Below are 21465 nucleotides of genomic sequence, written 5' to 3'. Positions count from 1 at the left end.
AATCAAGTTGCAGTCATAATAAAAAAGCCAGTACAGATACTGGCTTTGAATAGATACCTAGCATAAATATTTGCATAAATACTTGCGTGATCTACCACATTAAATCATCTGGAATCACATAGGCTGCGTATGGATCTTCTTCATCTGTCGTGGCTTCATTTTTCTCGGCATTATTGACAATAATAAAGCCTTCCATTTTGCTATTAATACGTTCAGCTAAAGCTTTAGGCAGGAACGCATAACTGTCATTTTCTTTGGCAATCACCAAACTACCTGCCACGAGTGCATTGTAAATTTGTTGATTGATATACACTTTTTTAATCTTGCCATCTAAAAACTGATAAGCCACTTCACCATCGGTATCACGAATTTTATGCTGCTGAATCATTTGCATAATTGCTGCTTTCAGTTCTTTTTCCTGTAAAGCGGCTTTCTTTTCTTGCTCAATAGCTTGGTCTTTGGCGAGTTTTTCTTGCTGTGCCTGTGCAATTTTGGCTTTCACTTCAGCATCTTTACTTTCACCTGTGCGCTGTTCGTGTAAGGTTTGTTTAGACAGTTTTTTTGCTTTTTTATTATCCACTAAACCCGCTTTGAGCAATTGTGCCTGTAGTGCATTTTTAACCATGATAATTTCCGAAACTTAATGTTGAAGATGTCGATAGCGAAAATAAATAATCCAATACACCAAACTCAAACTTAGGCTGAGTCCTGCAGGTACCAGAAAAGAATTCAGTTTAAATGTAGGATAAATGGCTGCAGCGAGTAATCCACCCACAAAGAAACCAATTAAAATCAGTAGGTGTAAAACAATACGCCTTTTTTCAACTTGTAAGCCCCGCACTCGATAACCGAGAGCTAAGCCTAAATCGGTCAATACCCCAGATAAATGTGTGGTGCGGATGATGGTGCCTTTATAGTAGCTGATCATGGCATTTTGTATGCCCATGGCAACTGACGCCCAAAGCAGGGCATAACGTGGGAAATAAGGCAATAATACCCAGCAGATTAAAATAAAAAATGCCACCAAACTCATGGGCAAACCATAACGACGCCCTAAGCGAAAATTGCTATTTCCTAAAATGACGCCGCTATAAAATGAGCCAATCACATAGCACAAAATCACCAGAAACAAGAAAATCATGGCTTCTGGTTTCCAGTCGATTAGCGCCATCGCCAAGATACTAACGTTACCAGTCATGTGCGAAACGGACTGGTGCAATACGGTCACCAATCCGAGTACGTTAATAATTCCAGCATTGACGGCTAGAAAAAAAGCACCAAATTGCACCCAAAGGGGTAAAGTTTGAAAAGGCATAATGGATGATTGCGTAAGTTTCCTAACGCATTGTATCTTAACTCAAACCACGGTCAACCGCAGTAGTAAATAGCACATCGGTAGATGAGTTAAGTGCAGTTTCGGTTGAATCTTGCAATACGCTAATGACCATACCAATTGCAACAACTTGCATGGCAATATCTGAAGAAATACCAAATAAGCCACACGCTACAGGAATCAGCAGTAACGAGCCGCCCGCAACGCCTGAAGCACCACAGGCCGACACCGTTGCAACCACAGATAAAATCAGCATGGTGCTAAAATCGACAGAAATTCCTAAAGTATTTACCGCAGCTAAGGTCAAAACGGTAATGGTGACCGATGCGCCTGCCATGTTAATTACTGCACCTAACGGAATTGCAACACTCGCGGTTGATTCCTGTACGCCTAAACGCTTGGCTAAGTCTAAATTGACAGGGATATTGGCTGCAGAACTACGGGTAAAGAAAGCAGTAATGCCACTTTCGCGTAAGCATTGAAAAACTAAAGGATAAGGATTGCTGCGGGTCACAAATGCCACCATGATTGGGTTGATGACCAACGCGACAAAGAACATCGTACCTAACAAGACTGCCAATAATTGAGCATAACTGGCTAAGGTGCTCAAGCCTGCATCGGCAAATGTCACGGCAACCAAGCCAAAAATACCGAAAGGCGCAAAGTTAATCACCAAGCGAATAACGCGATTGACTGCATTGGCTGCATCATTCAACAATGCTTTGGTGGACTCTGTAGCATGGCGGAAGGCAATCCCTAAAGCCACAGCCCAAGCCAAAATACCAATAAAGTTGGCTTCGGCAATGGCAACTACAGGGTTAGCAACAAAACTAAGTAAAAGATTTTTCAAAATTTCAGCAAGACTGCCCGGCGGGGTTAATTCTGACTGTGTTGCAACATCTAAAAATAATGTACTTGGGAAAAGCGTACTTGCAATAACTGCACTGAGCGCAGCCAAGAACATACCAATCGCATACATCAGCATAATCGGTTTGATATAAGCATTGCTGCTTCCAATTTTAAAATTGGCAATCGATGCCATGACCAAAATAAAGACTAAAATTGGCGCAACAGACTTCAGGGCTTTAATAAATATATCACCCAAAAGGCTTAAATAGGGCGCAGATTCTGGAAATAAAATTGCAACAGCCACACCGAGTACAATTGCAATCATAATTCGGGAGACTAAACTCAAACGCAAAAAAGCTGAAAACATACGAAAATAAGGTAAAAGAAAAGCGGCTATTTTATACTGAAATGTCCATGTGCTTAAAAATAATTTTGATATAAAAGTTAAGTCTATATTTTTAAAAGTGATATTTATTAAACTGTTTAAATTTCAGCAAGATAAAAGTACTCATTGATCAAAAAGTATGTGTGTTGAACATCCAGTTTTAAAGATAAAATTAAAGATCAATTTCTTGATCTTTAAGTCAGTTCAGGCGCAAGCTCTTGCATGGCTAAATAATGTGAAAAAAAAACTTTTCCATTTAAATGCTGCAAAAGTTTTGAGTGTTGTAATTTGTCCATTACCGGGCCTTTAATTTCAGAAAAATGCAGACAAATATTCAATTTTTTTAGTTCAAGATTTAAATCTTCCAGCATTTCGAGTGCGCTTAAATCAATACTGCTAATACTCGAACAATTCACCACTACATGCTTTAACTGAGGGTTTTGGCTGACTTGATTAATAAAAAAGCCTTTTAAAGTATTGGCATTTAAAAAGGTTAGATTTTCATCAATTCGCATGGATAGCACGTGTGGCGCGGTACGCACTTGATGCCGCTGAATATTACGAAAATGTTGTGTGCCTTCAAGTAAACCAATTACCGCAATATGTGGTCGGCTAATACGCCACAACATTAGAATAAAGGTGGACACAATCCCAATAATTAAACCTGTCGAAATATCAATGAATACAACACCAAAGAACGTCACCCACATGGCCAGACCATCGGCTTTGGAATAACGCCAAGTTTCTTTAAAAGATTGGAACTCGACCAGTTTCCAAATTGAAACAATAATGGTTGCAGCCAAAACAGCCAGTGGTAAGTCTTGGAAAAATCCCGTGAAGTATAAACTGACAATAACAATCACGATGGAGGTAAATACACCTGCCATTGGTGTTTTTGCACCTGCATCGGCATTGACCACGGTACGCGACAAACTGCCTGTGACGGGAAAAGAGGAGCTAACACCTGCGCCAAAATTGGCTAAACCGAGTGCAATCAGTTCCTGATTGCTATTTAAGTGACTACGTTGTTGTAAGGCGGTGGCTTGCGCAATAGACAGAGATTCCACAAAACTGATCATGGCAATCATGGCTGCGCCAGGAAGGAGTTGTAGAACAAGTTGTGCATTCCATTCAGGGAATTGAATAGGCGGAAATCCTGAAGGAATTTCTCCGACTGTTTTAATGCCGATTTGTTGCAAATGCAATGAATAAACCAAAGCAATTGAACCGATCACCAATACCAATGGCAAGGCTTTTAAGATAAAGCCGCTACCTCGAACACGCTCACGAATGGCATTACTGTTGATGATTTTAGGGGCATAAATTAGAAATAAAATGGCAGCAACACCCAAGAGCACGCTATAAAAATGGGTTTGTCCCATATATTTCCAAAAGCTGTATAAGAACTCAGGTAAGTTATTGGCTTTAAGGGGGATGTCTAACACAAATTTAAGCTGTCCAATCGCAATCATTAATGCAGAGGCAATAATGAAGCTTTTAATAACAGGATGGCTAATGAGTTGAATTAAAAAACCGAAGCGAAAAATCCCTAAAAGTAGCGAAATAATGCCGACCATCACAGCAAGTAAACAGGCTGCTTGAATATAAGCTGCCGAGCCGACTTCAAATAATGGATTGAGCGTCGCAAAGGTCATCATGGAAATAATGGCGACTGGGCCAATGGACAAGGTTGGACTGCCACCAACCAAGGCGTACATGATCATGGGGATCACGCTGGCATATAAACCCATGACAGGAGGTAAACCTGCAAGCATGGCATAAGCCATCCCTTGAGGTACAAGCATGGCAATGACGATAAACGCAGACAGCAGATCAGATTTCAATGTTTCTGCATTGTATTTTCGCAGCCATTGCCAAGCAGGCAGTACACGAGCCAAACGTGAATTGAAATCTGACATACTGAAATCTAAATCATAAATTTAGATATATTATGAACAAAAAATGCTAAGAAGTCTTTGAAATAGCAGGAGAGTATTCAAGTTTTATGGTGATGCCTGATAATACAGGCATTATCATTTAGTCCTGCGGGCAATAAAGTGCATATAGGGTATTAAGTACCTGCACCATTTTTTCATCTTTAATTGAATAAAAAATTTGCTTGCCATCACGGCGGGTATTCACCACATCACTTTTACGCAGCATCATTAATTGTTGCGATAAAGTAGGCTGATGAATTTGAGTTATTTCTTCAATTTGCGATACGTTTAATTCTTGTTGAGATAAATGACAAAGAATTAAAAGACGGTCACTATTCGCCAAAGATTTTAAAATTCCAACAACGGTATCCGCAGATTCACGCATTGATGTGATTTCAAGACCATCGTTCATTGTTTTATTCTCTTAATTTACAGCTAACCCAATATATATTAGGCGGGAGTGGAAGATAAATTATATAACATAAATCATTATTTATATATGAGAACAAGTATCATTTAAGAAAAGATATCAGCCAATCATAAATAATGGCCTGATATTCTAATCAAAAAATTGATAAAAAAGTGGCTGAGTTACAATAAAACCTATTTTTTCACCTGTTCAAAACTTTTTAATTCTTTCTCACTAAATTCACTCGATGCAGCTAATAACTCGTGAATTTCTGGGTTATACCAAGCAAAGTATTCAGACATTTTGGCACTAAAAGTATCATCTAGGCTTATCTGCGCAGCATTGTGTTGCAACAAGGCTTGCTGATCTAAACTGCTGATAAAACTTTTTAAGGTGGCACTATCAAAATAATATGCAGACTTAAATTGTGCAGAATCTGCAGCGCGTTGTAATACGGTTTTGGTCATTTTTTCCAAAACTTTCAGATTTAAAGGGATGTGTGCGCTATAACGCTGCAAAAGCCCTTGAATCAATACGAAATTATTTAAACTTGGTTTTGCCAGTTCAGCTAAGGCATAGAGTTCATGCTGTGTAGCTGGGTTCGGCTGTAATTGCAGATTTGCTTCTGTAACCCAATTTTGCTGAATAAAGTACGCCACAATTTTTTCGATTTCTTGAGAAAGTTCTTGCGCCGTCCATGCCAAGAAAAACTCTTGCTTCAAATATGGATAAATCGCCTGCAGTTTTTGCATTAAATCTGCGCATGATAATGCTAAATTTTGTTCATTAAACTGCTGCACAATTAATGCTACACACGCAGGCAAAATAAAGCAGTGCAAAATATTATTGCTAAAATAGCTCAATAAGATTTTTTGGCTTTCTGCGACTCGAATCTGTTCTACACCATCTTGGTTATAACGCTCAACTTGTTTAAGTTTTAGCGCATATTCAATAATTTCTTGTGGATTTAAACCCGTAATAATCATACGTGGGTCGTAGCACAATTGTTTGAGCAAACGTCGATATTGTTCAATTCGGGCGAGCAGCTCATCTTGTTTCAATGCATGCTGATCGGCATTTAATAAAATCAGAGAGATGAGGGCGATTGGGTTAATCACCACCGCTTTATTGATATTTTCCAAGATTGCATGCGCAGTATGATCTACCGTGTGAATCACAGAGGTCGGTAGTTCATCATTTATGTTCAGTTTTACATCGCGTGCTTGGTTGGCAGTTAAAACATCATCTAAAAATACAGGTTCGCCAAAGTTGACATAGACCTGACCAAAGACTTTTTCAATTTTACGGGCAGAGTTTAAAATACCCCATAAAGATTCGGCTTCTTTCGGTTTGCCGTTTAATTCATTTAAATAAGATGTGCCTTCAATCAGTTTTTCATAACCAAAATACGTTGGAATAAATGCAATTGGTTTGGTTGCTCCGCGTAAATGGCTTTGAATGGTCATCGACAACATGCCTTTTTTCGGCGGTAACAATAAACCTGTACGTGAGCGTCCACCTTCAATGAAGTATTCGAGTGGGGTGTTGCGTGACAATAAACTGTGTAAATATTCTTTAAATACCGAGGTGTATAATTCATTGCCGCTGAAAGTACGGCGAATAAAATACGCACCTGCACCACGCATTAATTGACCCACAATTGGTAAATTTAAATTAATACCTGCTGCAATATGCGGCACCATCAAGCCACGATTAAAAATCACATAAGACAGCAACAAATAGTCGATGTGGCTACGATGACAAGGGGTATAGACGATTTCATAGTCTTTGGCGAGTTCGCGTACCGTGTCAAAGTGATGCACTTCAATGCCATCATAGAGCTGTGTCCAAAGCTTGGTCAGTGCCAGTTCAGCAAAACGCAAAGTCGAATAAGAAAAGTCCGATACAATTTCAGTTAAATAGCTTTTAGCACGGTTTTCTGCTTCAAACATACTGACTTTTTGTTCGATACTTTCTTTACGAATAGCTTGTTGTACTGCTTCACTTTTCATCAACGCATGAATCAAATTACGGCGGTCAGATAAGTCTGGGCCTAAAATCGCTTCTTTGTGTTGATTAAAATTGTGTTCCAGATGTTGCTCAATAAAGTGCGCAGGCGATAAGTGTGGTTGTTGTTGTGTGGCTTGTTCAATAAGCTGACGTAAGGAAATTGCTTTATGAAACTCGATGTAGTTATCACGTGAATAGAGCGAAATATTAATGGTTTGTTTAAGCTTGTTTGGCGTAGACCATGCATCGGCAAATAATGCTTTAAACCAAGAGTCTTCGTATTCGGGTGAACGTCCCCAAAGTACAGTTACGGGAACTAACAACACATCATGTTCAGGATGTTGCTCTAAGGTTTCAATGAGTCGAATCAATTTAGCAGAGTAGTGATAAGCACTGTGCTGTGGGTTTTTCTCACGCAAGACCAAAATGGAATCGTCTTCCTGATGCTCGGCAATGTTTAAAGGCGCATACACAGAAGGTAAACCACGAGATTGCGTCTGCTGATCAATCAATACGGTATTGCTGAGAGAGGCATCTTGCAGCACATAACAAAATTGTGTTTTTTCAGAGCTTTGTGCAACACGATGTTCTAATTCTGCAGTCGTGCCTAATACTTGTGGCGTCACAATCTTATCTAAGATTTTTTTAGTGAAATTACGATAAAGCTGACTGTAACGTTTATTAGACATTGCATTCCCTACATTTTGTTATGTGTTGCTATTGTCAAAAAATAAATAGCAAATTTCAAACCCAAGTGCCGAGAAAATCGACAATTAAACTGAGGTCGTCATCTCTTTATTCTAATTCGCATTTTGTTGAAAGCTAATCATATTTTTGTATAAAACAATTTTCGTGAAACATCGGCAAAAATTTTATAAAAAGGTATGATAATTTAAATTTTGTTTATATAGATATAACTTAGGGAATAATCATGACCACAGATGCAGCTTTTTCAACACCAGCAAATTTAGGGATTGCCGTATATAGCAATAATGCAGAAGCGATTGGTAACACGCCATTGGTACGCATTAACCGTTTAATTTCTGGCGATGCAACGGTTTTAGCCAAAGTGGAAAGCCGTAACCCTGCATTTTCTGTGAAATGCCGTATTGGTGCTGCTTTAATTGCCGATGCTGAAAAACGTGGCGTGTTAAAAGCAGGTATGCATATTGTAGAACCAACCAGTGGTAATACAGGAATCGCTTTGGCATTTGTAGCTGCAGCAAAAGGTTATGAGATTACACTAACGATGCCTGCAAGCATGAGTATTGAGCGCCGTAAGGTGTTGAAAGCGTTGGGTGCAAATTTGGTGCTGACTGGGCCTGCAAAAGGTATGAAAGGCGCGGTGGATGAAGCAGAGCGTTTGGCAACCGAACATCCTGAAACTTATTATTTGCCGCAGCAGTTTAATAACCCTGCCAATCCGCAAATTCATGAAGAAACCACAGGCCCAGAAATTTGGGCAGCAACAGGCGGCAAGGTCGATATTCTTGTTGCAGGTGTAGGTACAGGCGGTACGATTTCTGGTATTTCGCGTTATTTCAAAAAGGTAAAAGGTCAGGCATTGCATACTGTTGCAGTCGAGCCTGCTGAATCTCCAATTATCGCTCAGGCCAAGCGTGGTGAAGCCATTACGCCTGCACCACATAAAATTCAGGGGATTGGCGCTAACTTTATTCCAAAAAACCTAGATTTAGATTTGGTGGATGAAGTGATTGCGATTGAAAGTGCTGAAGCAATTGACTGGGCGCGTAAAACAGCAACCCAAGAAGGTATTTTAGTCGGTATTTCAAGTGGTGCAGCAATGGCTGCTGCTGCAAAATTGGCGGCACGTCCTGAAAATGCAGATAAAAATATTGTGGTGATTTTACCTGACAGTGGTGAGCGTTATTTATCTTCAGTATTATTTGAAGATATTAGTGCAGAATGATGTGTCTTTAGACAGTCAAAAGAATTTGAAAAATCCCAAAGTTTGAACTTTGGGATTTTTTATTTAGAGAATAAATTTATGAGGTGAGTTAATACGTTCTGAAAAGCAAATTTCTTTCTACTTAGACGCTAATATTTAGCGGGATCAGCAATGAATCCAACGAAGCTAACTATGTAAAAATCAAACAATCGCAGATACTTTATCTGGCGTCATCAGTGCTTGATTAATATATAGCTTGATTAAGCGTTCACGTGACCCAATAGCTTTTTGATAATGGGTAGAATTGAGTAATAACGACGCACCATAAGTTACTGTCCAAATATAAGACAGATAATCACGGATCGACATCGCGCTGTTAAAGGACTCTAAATAGGCTTGGGTGATGTCCTTAATTTCTAAAATACGCTGCTCACGAATATCGTATAACTGTTCAAACAATTCATTTAGTTTACGTTCATTATTGGTTAAGCGTTCTTCAATCGAGTGCAGCAAAATCGTACGGTTGGAATTAAGCATGTTATACAGCATGTACTGCGAAACATAAGTTTGAAAGTTATGGTGATACTGTTTGGAAATATCCAATAAACGCTGTTCATTTAAAATAATTAACTCTAAATAGAGCTGATTTTTACTTTTGAAATATTTATAAATTGTGCCTTTGGCAATATCTAACTCTGCAGCCAACTCACTTAATGTAATATCATTATGATTTTCCAGTAATAAAACCTCAGCCATTGCCAAAATTTTCTCTTTACGACGTCGGAAATTTTCTTGGCGTAGAGTCGTCATCAATCAATATTCCAATTACAACCAATTAAGCATGTTGGAGTCTAGTGCAGTTTGAGCAACTTGAAAATAGCACCAAGGTCTTGAAAAGGTAAGTTTTAACGTATGTTCATCAGTGAACCAATGAATTTAAAAAATATCATGTGAAAAATAGCACAATCCATAAGCCAAATCGGTTGTCAATAAAACTGAACCAAACAGGTCATTTTAGTGAAATAAAATTGGATTTCTAAAACTTTTATTCTATTTTTCATAAGCAAGGCCTAAAAGTCTAAGATCAATCAAGCATAGCAATTCAGCACTTTGCGAGATTGCAATGCTCATCTTTTGATTTACATTTAACGTGAATTACTTGCTAACTCACAGGGATGTTATTTGTAATTTTAAAAAGCATGGCTTTTACGGTAATCACTTTAAAAAGACGGTAATAAGGGACTAAAAATGATTGTAATTGTAGATGCTGTACGTACCGCAATGGGCGGCTTTCAAGGTTCACTGGCAAGTTGTATAGCACCCGATTTAGGCGCGGTTGCAATTCAACACGCAGTTGCACGTGCAGGTTTAAGTGGGACTGACATTGATGAAGTAATTTTTGGTTGTGTATTGCCTGCAGGTTTGAAGCAAGGCCCTGCACGTCAGGCGATGCGTCAAGCGGGTTTACCCGATAGTACAGGTGCAACCACCATCAATAAAATTTGTGGCTCTGGCATGAAAGCTGTTATGCAGGCAGCCGATGCTATTCAGGCAGGTTCAGCGCAGATTGTGGTCGCTGGCGGTATGGAATCTATGTCGAATGCGCCGTATTTGCTAGATAAAGCACGTGCAGGTTTCCGTATGGGACACGGCAAAGTCACAGACCACATGTTTCAGGAAGGTTTAGAAGATGCTGAAACAGGCTTGTCGATGGGCGTGCTGGCGCAAGACATGGCAGACAAGAAAAACTATACCCGTGAGCAGCAGGATGAATACGCAATTCGCTCTTTAAACCGCGCGGTAGAAGCCATTCAAAACGGTTATTTTAAAAATGAAATCGTGCCTGTCACTGTTCATTCACGTAAAGGTGATGTGATTGTCGATCAGGATGAACAACCGTTAAATGCCAAAGTCGATAAAATTAGCAGTTTGCGTCCCGCATTTAAAAAAGATGGCACGATTACAGCCGCCAATGCCAGCTCTATTTCAGATGGCGCATCTGCTCTGGTGATTACATCAGATGTGGTTGCGGCAGAGCGTGGCTTAAAACCGCTTGCAAAAGTTGTGGCATACGCGACACATTCACAACATCCTTCTGAGTTTACTCTTGCTCCTGTAGGGGCGATTCAAAAAGTGCTAGATAAAGCAGGGTGGTCGGTTGCCGATGTAGATTTGTGGGAAATTAATGAAGCCTTTGCCATGGTAACCATGCTTGCGATAGATGCTTTTGATTTAGACCCTGCCAAAGTGAATATTCAGGGTGGTGCATGTGCTTTGGGGCATCCTCTAGGTTCTTCAGGTTCACGTATTATTGTGACGCTCATTCATGCATTGCAACGTATAGGCGCGAAAAAAGGCGTGGCATCTTTATGTATTGGCGGTGGTGAAGCCACAGCGATTGCGGTGGAGTTAGTTTAAGTCCAGCTCGTCTAACTGCAGATTCATCTATAAAAAATAGAGTTCTCGAAAGAACTCTATTTTTTTAACTTATTAACAATAACAATGAAGTTTTATGCTTGGATAAACTGCTTCACTGCTTGGTTAAATTCATTTGGCAATTCTACGTTAGAAATGTGCGATGCATTGATTTCAAACAATTGGCTATTGGCAATACGTTCAACCATAAATTGACCATCGACAACTGTTGTCACAGGGTCTTGCTGACCTGCAACCACTAAAACAGGCACAGTGATGTCTTTAAGTTGTTCACGTACATCCGCTTTAGCCAAAGCTTCGCAACAGCTCGCATAACCTTCGGCGCTGCCAGCTGCCAAGTCGTTTTGAAGATTGTTGACCACTGTCGCGTTGCTTTGGATAAAGGGTTTAGTAAACCAGCGTGATGCTGCAGTCGAAGCAATCGGTTGTAAACCTTGTTCACGTACCAATGCGGCACGGTCATTCCAAGCCTGTTCTTGACCAATTTTTGCCGCAGTATTACACACCACCACCTGATTAAAACGTTCAGGGCGATGAATCGCTAACCATTGACCTGTTAAACCGCCCATAGAAATACCACAGAATGCCGCTTTTTCAACATTTAAGTGATCGAGTAGATTTACAACATCTTGACCCAATTGATCAATGCTATATGGACCTTGCGGAGCTGATGATGCACCGTGACCACGTGTGTCGTAGCAAATTACAAAAAAGTCTTGCTGGAAAAAATCAATCTGTGCTTGCCACATTTTGAAGTTTGTACCCAGCGAGTTTGAAAAAATCAGTGCAGGTTTTGTAGCATCACCAAAAGTTTGGTAATTGATTTGCGCATCATTTGAGGTAAAAGTTGGCATTTTTTTTAAATCCTTAATCTTATAAATCCCCCTAAATCCCCCTTTATGAAAGGGGAACTTTTAATGAGGATTAAACACGTTCAATAATCAAAGCAATACCTTGACCAACACCGATACACATTGAACATAAACCGTATTTACCGCCAGTTTGTTCAAGTTGGTTCAGTGCTGTAGTGACTAAACGCGCACCAGATGCACCAAGTGGGTGACCTAAAGCAATTGCACCACCGTTTGGATTGACTTTCTCTGAACCATCTTCAATGCCTAAGTCACGAGTACATGCTAATGCTTGTGCAGCAAAGGCTTCGTTCAGTTCAATCACGTCCATTTGTTCAATGGTCAAACCTGTTTGTGCCAACAATTTTTTGATTGCAGGCGCAGGACCAAAGCCCATAATACGTGGTTCAACACCAACAACAGTTGAAGCAATGATTTTGGCACGTGGTTTTAAGCCGTGTTGTGCAACCGCTTCTTCAGAAGCAATCAGTAGGGCAGCCGCACCATCGTTAATACCTGACGCGTTACCTGCAGTCACAGTACCGTCTGCTTTTACCACTGGCTTTAATTTTGCCAATGCTTCTGCTGTGGTTGATGCACGTGGATGTTCGTCTGCAGCAACAACGACAGGCTCGCCTTTACGTTGTGGAATTTCCACTGCAATAATTTCTTTGTCAAAGAAACCGCGTGCTTGTGCAGCAGCAGTACGTTGTTGGCTGGTTAGAGCAAACAAGTCTTGATCGGCACGGTTAATATTGAACTGTTCCGCTACATTTTCAGCAGTTTGCGGCATAGTTTCTACGCCGTACATTTCTTTGAGTTTCGGGTTAATGAAACGCCAGCCCATTGTGGTGTCTTCAATTTTTTGACTACGACCATAAGCAGATTCTGATTTACCCATCACAAATGGAGCGCGGCTCATTGATTCAACACCACCTGCAATAATCAGGTTTGCTTCACCTGCTTTAATTGCACGTGCGGCCATTGCAATTGCGTCTAGCGATGAACCACATAAACGGTTTACAGTGGTTGCTGGCACTTGGTACGGTAAACCTGCTAAAAGTGCAGACATACGACCCACGTTACGGTTGTCTTCACCTGCTTGGTTGGCACAGCCGTAAATCACGTCATCAACTTGTTCCCAGTTTACAGATGGATTGCGTTGCATAAGTGCTTTGATCGGTAATGCGCCTAAGTCATCAGCACGGACTGGAGCTAAACCACCTGCATAACGACCAAATGGGGTACGGATGGCATCGACGATATATGCGTTTTTCATATTTTATTTTCCAAATATCTTAATCTCTCCCAACCTCCCTTTAAAAAAGGGAGGAGATTCCCACCTAAAATTACTTGATGGAAGTCCCCCTTTGAAAAAGGGGGATTTAGGGGGATTAAAAATTATATTTAAAGACGATTAAGCCTGAGTCGCATCAATCAGCTTTGCACCAGTCAATGACTGTAATTCTTCAAAGCTCAAGCCTTCAACTTTTTCAAGAACTTTCATGCCTTCAGGAGTTACGTCAATCACACATAAGTCAGTGTAAATGCGGTCTACACATTTCAAGCCAGTTGCTGGGTAAGTCAATTCAGCCACGATTTTTGGTTCACCTTTTTTGGTGACGTGATCGGTTGTGATAAAGACTTTTTTCGCACCAACGGCTAAGTCCATTGCGCCACCAACAGCAGGAATCGCATCTGGCGCACCTGTGTGCCAGTTTGCCAAGTCGCCATTTTCAGCCACTTGGAATGCACCCAATACTGCGATGTCTAAGTGACCGCCACGCATCATGGCAAAAGAGTCACCATGATGGAAGAATGAGCCGCCTGTTAGCATGGTCACGAATTCTTTACCTGCGTTGATTAACTCAGGGTCTTCTTCACCTGCAGGAGGTGGTGGACCGAAAGCCAATAAACCGTTTTCAGAGTGTAAGAATACGTCTTTGTCTGAAGGCAGGTAGTTTGAAATTTTAGTTGGTAAGCCAATGCCGAGGTTGACATAAGCACCGTCTGGAATGTCTTGTGCCACACGTTCAGCGATTTGATCACGTGTTAATTTGGTATAGCTCATGATGTTCTCCTTCACGTGACAGTTATGCAGATTGTTCAGGTTGTTTTGCGCCAACGGCAACAACGTGCTGAACGAAAATACCCGGAGTGATGATGTGTTCAGGATCTAACGCGCCTAACTCAACCACTTCAGAAACCTGTGCAATTGTCACATCGGCAGCCATCGCCATGATTGGGCCAAAGTTACGTGCAGATTTACGGTACACCAAGTTACCCCAACGGTCGCCTTGCTGTGCTTTAATTAAAGCAAAGTCTGCGCGGATTGGGTTTTCTAGTACGTAGTCTTTACCTTCATAATTTAAGGTTGGTTTGCCTTCTGCAAGTAAAGTACCAAAACCTGTAGGGGTATAGATTGGACCTAGACCCATACCTGCAGCCTGAATACGGCATGCTAAGTTACCTTGCGGCACCAGTTCAAGCTCGATTTTGCCTGCGCGGTAAAGTTCATCAAATACCCAAGAGTCAGACTGACGTGGGAATGAACAGATAATTTTACGTACCGCGCCAGCTTTTAGCAGTTTCGCTAAACCGTAGTCACCATTACCTGCGTTGTTGTTTACAATAATTAAATCTTTGATGCCAAGTTCAATCAAACCATCAATGAGTTCCGCTGGCTGACCTGCGGTACCAAAACCACCAATCATGATGGTTGAACCATCTTTAATTTGCGAAAGGACTTCTGTTAAAGAAGTTTGACTTTTATCAATCATAATGTGTCCTAGACAATTGCCTGTCCATTAACTTTTGGAACTTTGAGTTGAAGGTAGGGGTGCTGCTGAGTTGTCGCGTTTGGTTAATACCCAATGTGCGATCAAACCAATACAGATGCCCCAAAATACAGAACTTAGCCCTAAAAACTGCATGCCAGAGGCAGTTGCTAAAAAGGTGATGAGGGCTGCATCACGCTGTGATTCTTTACTCATTGCAACTGAAATATTGGTGGCAATTGCACCCAAAAGTGCAAGTCCAGCCAAAGCTGCAATCAGTTCTTTGGGCAATAGGCTAAATAGCATGACGATGCTACCCGCAAATAACCCACCTAAAATATAGAAAATACCGTTTGCAACACCTGCAATATATCGCTTTTCTTTCAGTTCGTGCGCATCTTTACCTAAGCATAATGCTGCAGTAATAGAGGCAAGTACAATGGTAATTCCTCCCACACACGCAACGGCAAGAGAAGCGATACTGGTCGCACTAATAATAGGCTTAGCAGGCATGTCATAACCGCTAATTTTAATAATTGCCATACCCGGTAAAAACTGCCCAGACAAGCTGACTAAAATTAAAGGTAATGCCAAGTTTAAGGTTGAATTCCACGTCCATTCAGGTGCAATAAACTGTGGAATTGCCAAACTAAAATTGGTGGTGACAGGGTTAATTTTACCGAGCATTAAGCTGAGTATAATGCCTGCAGCAAGCACCCAAATCATGGCATAACGTGGACTAAAACGCTTTGCCAATAAAAATACCGCTAGCATCCCAAATACAATGTATGGCAGGGTATCGGTTGCAGTAAATAAGCCTAAGCCAAATTGAACCAAAATACCTGCCATCATGCCTGCTGCGACTTCTTGCGGAATCCAAGACAGGAGTTTGTCAAAATAACCTGTGATTCCAATCAAAAAAATCACCACAGCAGAGGTGATGTAGGCTGCAACTGCTTCATTCAGGGTAATATCGGGAAACAGTGTGACCAGCAATGCGGTACCGGGTGCAGACCAAGCGGTGACCACAGGCACTTTGTATTTAATGGACAAAAAGATACCTGCGACAGCAGCACCAATAGAAATTCCCCAAATCCATGAAATCATCATGTCTGGGGAAACTTGGGCTTGCTGTGCCGCTTGGAAAAAGATGATCAATGGCCCTGAATAGGAGATCAGCACTGCTAAGAATCCTGCAACAGTGGCTGAAATTGACCAGTCATTTTTTAAAGTTTGGAACAGGTGACTCATTGACGATTTGCCTCCTTGCGTCAAGCAATGATCCTGTTGAAGTTGGTCATGATCTTGGCTTAGCCCTGATCACCACCACCTACAGGTACAACGGTACCTGTCATGTACGATGACTCATCAGAAGCAAGGAACAGAATCGCATTCACTTGTTCCTGAATGGTGCCATAGCGACCCAAGAAGGTACGATCAATGGTTTGATCTACCACTTGTTTCATCCACTCTTTTTCAGATTCTGAAAGTGGGTTGGCATTACGTGGCACTTTACGTGGTGGCGCTTCTGTACCGCCAGTTGCAATAGCATTCACACGAATACCATCTTTGGCATGTTCAAAGGCGAGGGAAGCGGTTAAACCGTTTACACCACCTTTAGACGCCGAATATGGCACGCGGTTAATACCACGTGTTGCAATTGAAGATACGTTTACAATGGTACCTTTCTGGTTTTTCACCATTTCAGGCAATACTGCGCGGCAGCACCACATAGTAGGGAACAATGAACGATTCACTTCTTTGATAATTTCTTCTTCAGAAAATTCTTCAAAAGGTTTCATCCAAATTGCACCGCCTACGTTGTTGATGAGCACATCAACACGACCATAGGTTTCAAGTGCTTTAGCAACCACAGATTCTGCACCTGCAAAAGTTTCAAGGTTGGCTTTTACGGTTACTGCATCGCCACCGTGTTCTTCAATTTCGGCCAACACTTCTTCTACATAGGGAGAAAGGTCTGCCATAACCACTTGGGCACCTTCACTTGCCACTTGTAAAGCCACACCGCGACCAATGCCTTGAGCGGCACCAGTCACGATTACAACTTTGTTTTCAAATCTTTTTGTGCGATTCATTGTATTCTCCGACTATGTTTCTAGACTGTATAACAAACTTAGTTGGCAGAGAATTTTTCAAATAGGAAGCTTGCAGGTTTAACACCTTCTGCATCTAACCAGCCACGTACCGCTTCTACCATTGGCACTGGACCACATAGGTAGATGTCTACATCACCACCGTTGAGCCATTCGTTTTCGATATGGCCAGTCACGTAACCTTTACGCTCGTGTGCAGATTCTGGATTTGCCACTACAGTGCGGTACTCGAACCAAGAGAATTTTTCTTGTAGTTCGTTTAATTTTTCAATTGCAACCAAGTCAAAGTCATTGGTCACACCAAAAACTAAACGTACAGGGTGCTCAGAACCTTTTTCTTCAAGTACTTGCAGCATAGACATAAATGGTGCAATACCTGTACCACCTGCTAACATCACTACAGGGCGTGCTACATTACGTAAGTAGAAGCTACCAAATGGACCCGTAAAGGTCATTTTGTCGCCAGCTTTGGCATTTTGGCTTAATAATTCGCTCATTTTGCCGTTTGGTACGTTACGTACTACAAAACTAGTTAAGCGGTTACCAGGCTTAGAGCTGAAAGAATATGAACGGGTTTCTGTTGTACCAGGAATACCCACATTCACGTATTGACCTGCAAGGAAGTGAATGTCTGGTTGACCTTCATCTAACTGAATGTCAAAAGTAATGGTCGAGTCAGATAAGTTTTCGACACGAGCCAAAGTACCTTCAAATGCATGAATTTCAGTTTTACATACATCAGAAGTTGCTTGAATTTGGAATACTGCGTCAGAAGTTGGTTTACATTGGCATGCAAGAATGTAGCCTTGTTCAGCTTCTTCTGGTGTCAATGCATCTTCAATATAAGTTTCTTCAGGCATGTCATACGAACCTGATTCACAAAACGCACGGCACGTTCCACATGCACCGTCACGGCAGTCCAAAGGAATATTGATCTTTTGACGGTAAGCTGCGTCTGACAGTGTTTCACCATCTGTAACAGAAATAAAACGTGTAACGCCATCTTCAAATTGAAGTGCAACATTGTGGTTTGACATGGCTGAATATCCTATATAAATCTTTGAAACTAGACCTTTCAGCCAAGATTCCATCTGGCTGAAAGGTTTTTACCTTGCTGTAAATGAATACAGTCTTAGAGGTGATAAATGTCGATTACTTGGTTGATGTAATCGTTTTTCAGCACCACGTACTTGCTTAAAATTTGTGGTTTGTCGCCAGAAAAGTCGATTTCGTAGCGTGACATACCAAAGTAGCTGTAGTTGGTTTTGTAACGAAAACTCAAGGTGTTCCAGTTAAAACGTACAGTCACTTTATCGCCATCACGTTCAACAATTTCGATGTTGTTGATGTTGTGGCTCGTACGTGTGTCTGGCATGGTTGCAGACGAACGTTCAGTTTTGATACGGAACACACGGTCTTCCAAACCTTGACGGTCTGGGTAGTAAATCAAAGAGATTTCAGACTGTGGATCTGTAGTTAATTGGTCATCGTCATCCCAAGCTGGCATCCAGAAAGAAGCAGTGGGAGCGTAGCACTGTAACCACTCATCCCATTGTTCATCATCTAAAAAGCGAGCTTCTTGATAAAGGAACTGTGCAACTTTTTCTAAAGTGATGTCGCTCATGCGTTTTCTCCTTCAGTAGATGCCGCAATTTCTTTTTCAGTTGCGATGCCTTGTTTGATGAGTTCTAACCAGTGTTGGTGCTGAGCAAGGTATAAACCTTCGTCTTCAGTTTTAATACCTGAAAGTTTTGGTTTTAAACCAATTTCGTTGGCTGCATCGTCTGGACCTTGGATCCAGTGCTTAGAGCCACGGCACATATCGTTCCACTCAAGTGCGATACCTGCGTAACCTGCCTGACATGCACGGAATTCTTCAAGATCGTCTGGGGTTGCCATACCTGATGCGTTAAAGAAATCTTCGTATTGACGGATACGGCGTGCGCGTGCTTCTGGCTCTTCACCCACAGGTGCGATACAGTAAATAGTCACTTCAGTCTTATCTACAGACAGCGGACGTAACACACGAATTTGTGAACCGAACTGATCCATGAAGTACACGTTTGGATAGATGCACAAGTTACGTGAACGTTCGATCATCCATTTCGCCATCGCTTCACCGTATTGCTCGGTGTATTCATCTTTCTTGGCAAAGTTAGGACGGTCTTCAGGGTTTGCCCATTGTGTCCAAAGTAGCATGTGACCATTTTCAAAGCCGTAAGAACCACCGCCTTGTTTGCCCCATGAACCTGCACTCATAGCACGAATATTGTCGCCAGCTTCTTTTTCTTTACGTTGCTGAGTTGTTGCAGCGTAGTTCCAGTGTACTGCAGATACGTGGTAACCATCGGCACCGTTTTCAGCAGTTAACTTCCAGTTACCTTCATAAGTGTAAGTAGAAGAACCACGTAAAACTTCAAGACCTTGTTGTGATTGACCCACAATCATGTCAATGATTTTAGTTGCTTCACCTAGGTATTCTTCTAAAGAAGGAACATCTGGGTTTAAGCTACCAAACAAGAAACCTTTATAGCTTTCAAAACGGGCAACTTTTTTCAAGTCGTGTGAACCGTCTTTGTTGAAGCAATCTGAATAACCCGCATCGGCAGGGTCTTTCACTTTTAACAACTTACCAGAGTTGTTGAAAGTCCAACCGTGGAATGGGCAAGTATAAGTTGCTTTGTTACCACGCTTGTAACGACATAACTGTGCACCACGGTGTGAACACGCATTAATCATGGCATTTAATTCGCCATTACGGTTACGTGCAATGATGATTGGCTGACGGCCAATGTAAGTGGTGTAGTAGTCATTGTTGTTTGGAATTTGGCTTTCGTGTGCCAAATAAACCCAGTTGCCTTCAAAAATGTATTTCATTTCTAGGTCAAACAGGGCTTGGTCTGTGAATACTGAACGGTGTAGTTTAAATTCACCAGATTCAAAATCATCAACCAATAGCTCATCAATGCGGTCTAAGTGGCTGGTGTTAATTACAGGAATACGAGGCATGTCCTTTCTCCGACTTTCCAAGGAGGGGAAGTCATCGGGATGAATCTAATGATTACATCCCGATTCCATTCAAATTATGCGCTTGCGCGGCGACGTTCAACTTCAGTAGAAGGAGCGCCTTCTTTATCTTTCTGAAGAATAACGTTGAATTGGATGTATTTGAAAGGACCTTTCAAACCACGACGTGCGATTTCAGCTTCGTCAGTTACGTCTACAGCTTCAGCAACTAGACCTTCACGAGTACCGAATGCGAAGTCGTCCCAAAGGTATTTATCACCTTCGATGTTGAACTGAGTCGTAAGCTTACGGTAGCCAGGTGCAGAGATGAAGTAGTGCACGTGAGCTGGACGTTGACCGTGACGAGAGATTTGGTTCAATACACCTTGAAGTGGACCTTCAGGGTTTAAGCCATAACCTACAGGCATAGTTGTTTGAGCAACATATTGACCTTTTTCGTCAGCTAAGATTGAGCGACGTAGGTTGAAGTGGCTTTGTGACTTATCAAAGAATGAATAGTTACCGTGGCTGTTTGCATGCCATACTTCAACTTTAGCACCAGGAATGATGTTGCCGTCAGTGTCAGTTACTGTACCGTCAATGATTAAAGTCGGGATTTTGCCTTCTTCAGAACCATCGTCCATACGAGCAAAACCAGTAGATTCAGGCGCACCTGCAACATACAATGGACCTTCAATTGTACGTGGCGTACCACCAGTCAAGCCTGCTTTCGCGTCAGCTTCGTCAGCACGTAAGTCTAGGAAGTGTTCAAGACCTACAGCAGAACCCATCAATGCAAACTCATCAGCTTTTGCAATATCAATGATAGTTTCAATACCTTTCCAAACTTCTGATTGGCTTAAATCTAAGTCTTCAATCGCTTGGAATAAATCTGTAACTAAACGAACAAGTACCTGTTGTACACGTGCATTTACTGGACCTTCTGAAGTGTCCACGTTACAAGCTTTAACTACATTTTCAATGGTTTGACGATCCATTTTGTTACTCCTTAGGGGTGTGCGCTGTGGTGGCGAATATCTCTGGACTAAAAACGAGATAATTGGCTGCCACTTTCCTTGTTTACTTGGTTTGCTAAATGTTTACTTTGGTGCTGGAGTAAGGTGCTTACTCCAGTTTCCGAATTAAATCAGGTGTCATCTTCACGAATTGATGAAGGGTGGCGGTTCAATGCCATCACTTCAATATTCATGTAAGGGTAGAGCGGAAGACCTTGCAGAATGTTGTGCAGTTCTTCATTGCTCTCAACATCAAAAATACTGATGTTTGAATACTGGCCAGTAATACGCCAAATATGACGCCATTTACCTTGACGCTGTAATTCCTGCGAATATGCTTTTTCAACGGCTTTAATTTCGTTAGCAGTTTCTGCTGGCATATCCAATGGAATGTTTACATCCATACGTACGTGGAAAAGCATGGGTTTCTCCT

20 protein-coding genes are annotated in these 21465 nt (G+C 41.4%); 2 read left to right on the top strand and 18 right to left on the bottom strand.

Annotation, left to right across the window (positions count from 1 at the left end):
* Positions 1-91 precede the first annotated feature (91 nt).
* The 6 genes from FTU70_RS03900 to plsB all read right to left on the bottom strand — a co-directional run bounded on the left by FTU70_RS03900 (position 92) and on the right by plsB (position 7612).
* Positions 92-625: a DUF2058 domain-containing protein gene (locus tag FTU70_RS03900; RefSeq protein ID WP_004973493.1), complete on the bottom strand. Its 534-nt coding sequence runs from the start codon at positions 623-625 to the stop codon at positions 92-94.
* 15 nt (positions 626-640) lie between these two features.
* The gene (locus tag FTU70_RS03895) at positions 641-1315 is read right to left on the bottom strand and encodes a YoaK family protein (protein ID WP_180060067.1); all 675 of its coding nucleotides are present in this window, start codon (positions 1313-1315) and stop codon (positions 641-643) included.
* A gap of 37 nt (positions 1316-1352) precedes the next feature.
* The gene (gene sstT / locus FTU70_RS03890; protein WP_179994194.1) at positions 1353-2549 is read right to left on the bottom strand and encodes a serine/threonine transporter SstT; all 1197 of its coding nucleotides are present in this window, start codon (positions 2547-2549) and stop codon (positions 1353-1355) included.
* A 212-nt stretch (positions 2550-2761) separates the two neighbouring features.
* Positions 2762-4486: a SulP family inorganic anion transporter gene (locus tag FTU70_RS03885; RefSeq protein ID WP_179995730.1), complete on the bottom strand. Its 1725-nt coding sequence runs from the start codon at positions 4484-4486 to the stop codon at positions 2762-2764.
* Positions 4487-4604: 118 nt separating this feature from the next.
* Complete coding sequence (locus FTU70_RS03880; RefSeq protein WP_154320733.1) at positions 4605-4916, bottom strand: metalloregulator ArsR/SmtB family transcription factor; 312 nt, start codon at positions 4914-4916, stop codon at positions 4605-4607.
* A 191-nt stretch (positions 4917-5107) separates the two neighbouring features.
* Positions 5108-7612 carry a glycerol-3-phosphate 1-O-acyltransferase PlsB gene (gene plsB, locus FTU70_RS03875; protein WP_096901604.1) on the bottom strand — a complete coding sequence of 835 codons (2505 nt, stop codon included), beginning with the start codon at positions 7610-7612 and terminating at the stop codon, positions 5108-5110.
* Positions 7613-7854: 242 nt separating this feature from the next.
* Between plsB and cysK the strand changes: the two genes are divergently transcribed.
* Positions 7855-8853, top strand: a complete 999-nt coding sequence (gene cysK, locus FTU70_RS03870; protein ID WP_180060064.1) for a cysteine synthase A — start codon at positions 7855-7857, stop codon at positions 8851-8853.
* A gap of 180 nt (positions 8854-9033) precedes the next feature.
* On the opposite strand, the gene FTU70_RS03865 is transcribed toward cysK, so the two are convergent.
* On the bottom strand, positions 9034-9642 hold the full coding sequence (locus tag FTU70_RS03865) for a TetR/AcrR family transcriptional regulator (protein ID WP_004973506.1): 609 nt from the start codon (positions 9640-9642) through the stop codon (positions 9034-9036).
* Positions 9643-10080: 438 nt separating this feature from the next.
* Between FTU70_RS03865 and FTU70_RS03860 the strand changes: the two genes are divergently transcribed.
* Positions 10081-11250, top strand: a complete 1170-nt coding sequence (locus tag FTU70_RS03860) for a thiolase family protein (protein ID WP_004973508.1) — start codon at positions 10081-10083, stop codon at positions 11248-11250.
* A 92-nt stretch (positions 11251-11342) separates the two neighbouring features.
* Here the strand turns inward: FTU70_RS03860 and pcaD are convergent, their stop codons facing one another.
* The 11 genes from pcaD to catC all read right to left on the bottom strand — a co-directional run bounded on the left by pcaD (position 11343) and on the right by catC (position 21454).
* The gene (gene pcaD / locus FTU70_RS03855; RefSeq protein ID WP_180060062.1) at positions 11343-12122 is read right to left on the bottom strand and encodes a 3-oxoadipate enol-lactonase; all 780 of its coding nucleotides are present in this window, start codon (positions 12120-12122) and stop codon (positions 11343-11345) included.
* A 70-nt stretch (positions 12123-12192) separates the two neighbouring features.
* Positions 12193-13398: a 3-oxoadipyl-CoA thiolase gene (gene pcaF / locus FTU70_RS03850; RefSeq protein WP_070155120.1), complete on the bottom strand. Its 1206-nt coding sequence runs from the start codon at positions 13396-13398 to the stop codon at positions 12193-12195.
* 138 nt (positions 13399-13536) lie between these two features.
* A complete protein-coding gene (locus tag FTU70_RS03845; protein WP_104851987.1) occupies positions 13537-14190 on the bottom strand; it encodes a 3-oxoacid CoA-transferase subunit B in 654 nt (217 codons plus the stop codon).
* Between the two features lie 22 nt (positions 14191-14212).
* A complete protein-coding gene (locus FTU70_RS03840; RefSeq protein ID WP_104851986.1) occupies positions 14213-14899 on the bottom strand; it encodes a 3-oxoacid CoA-transferase subunit A in 687 nt (228 codons plus the stop codon).
* 27 nt (positions 14900-14926) lie between these two features.
* Positions 14927-16147: a benzoate/H(+) symporter BenE gene (benE, locus tag FTU70_RS03835; RefSeq protein ID WP_004973520.1), complete on the bottom strand. Its 1221-nt coding sequence runs from the start codon at positions 16145-16147 to the stop codon at positions 14927-14929.
* Positions 16148-16206: 59 nt separating this feature from the next.
* On the bottom strand, positions 16207-16992 hold the full coding sequence (benD, locus tag FTU70_RS03830) for a benzoate diol dehydrogenase BenD (protein ID WP_180060060.1): 786 nt from the start codon (positions 16990-16992) through the stop codon (positions 16207-16209).
* Positions 16993-17030: 38 nt separating this feature from the next.
* Positions 17031-18047, bottom strand: a complete 1017-nt coding sequence (gene benC, locus FTU70_RS03825) for a benzoate 1,2-dioxygenase electron transfer component BenC (RefSeq protein ID WP_180060058.1) — start codon at positions 18045-18047, stop codon at positions 17031-17033.
* Between the two features lie 95 nt (positions 18048-18142).
* The gene (gene benB / locus FTU70_RS03820) at positions 18143-18634 is read right to left on the bottom strand and encodes a benzoate 1,2-dioxygenase small subunit (protein WP_131261937.1); all 492 of its coding nucleotides are present in this window, start codon (positions 18632-18634) and stop codon (positions 18143-18145) included.
* The gene (gene benA, locus FTU70_RS03815; protein WP_180005949.1) at positions 18631-20019 is read right to left on the bottom strand and encodes a benzoate 1,2-dioxygenase large subunit; all 1389 of its coding nucleotides are present in this window, start codon (positions 20017-20019) and stop codon (positions 18631-18633) included. The genes benB and benA overlap by 4 nt, the downstream gene beginning before the upstream one ends.
* A gap of 74 nt (positions 20020-20093) precedes the next feature.
* Positions 20094-21014 carry a catechol 1,2-dioxygenase gene (catA, locus tag FTU70_RS03810; RefSeq protein ID WP_180060056.1) on the bottom strand — a complete coding sequence of 307 codons (921 nt, stop codon included), beginning with the start codon at positions 21012-21014 and terminating at the stop codon, positions 20094-20096.
* Between the two features lie 149 nt (positions 21015-21163).
* Positions 21164-21454: a muconolactone Delta-isomerase gene (catC, locus tag FTU70_RS03805; protein ID WP_096901615.1), complete on the bottom strand. Its 291-nt coding sequence runs from the start codon at positions 21452-21454 to the stop codon at positions 21164-21166.
* Positions 21455-21465: the final 11 nt, after the last annotated feature.

Source organism: Acinetobacter sp. YH12135 (assembly GCF_013418565.1).
Taxonomy (GTDB): domain Bacteria; phylum Pseudomonadota; class Gammaproteobacteria; order Pseudomonadales; family Moraxellaceae; genus Acinetobacter; species Acinetobacter towneri.
Note: the sequence above shows the minus strand (reverse complement) of the source record. Positions and strands in the feature narration are given on the sequence as shown.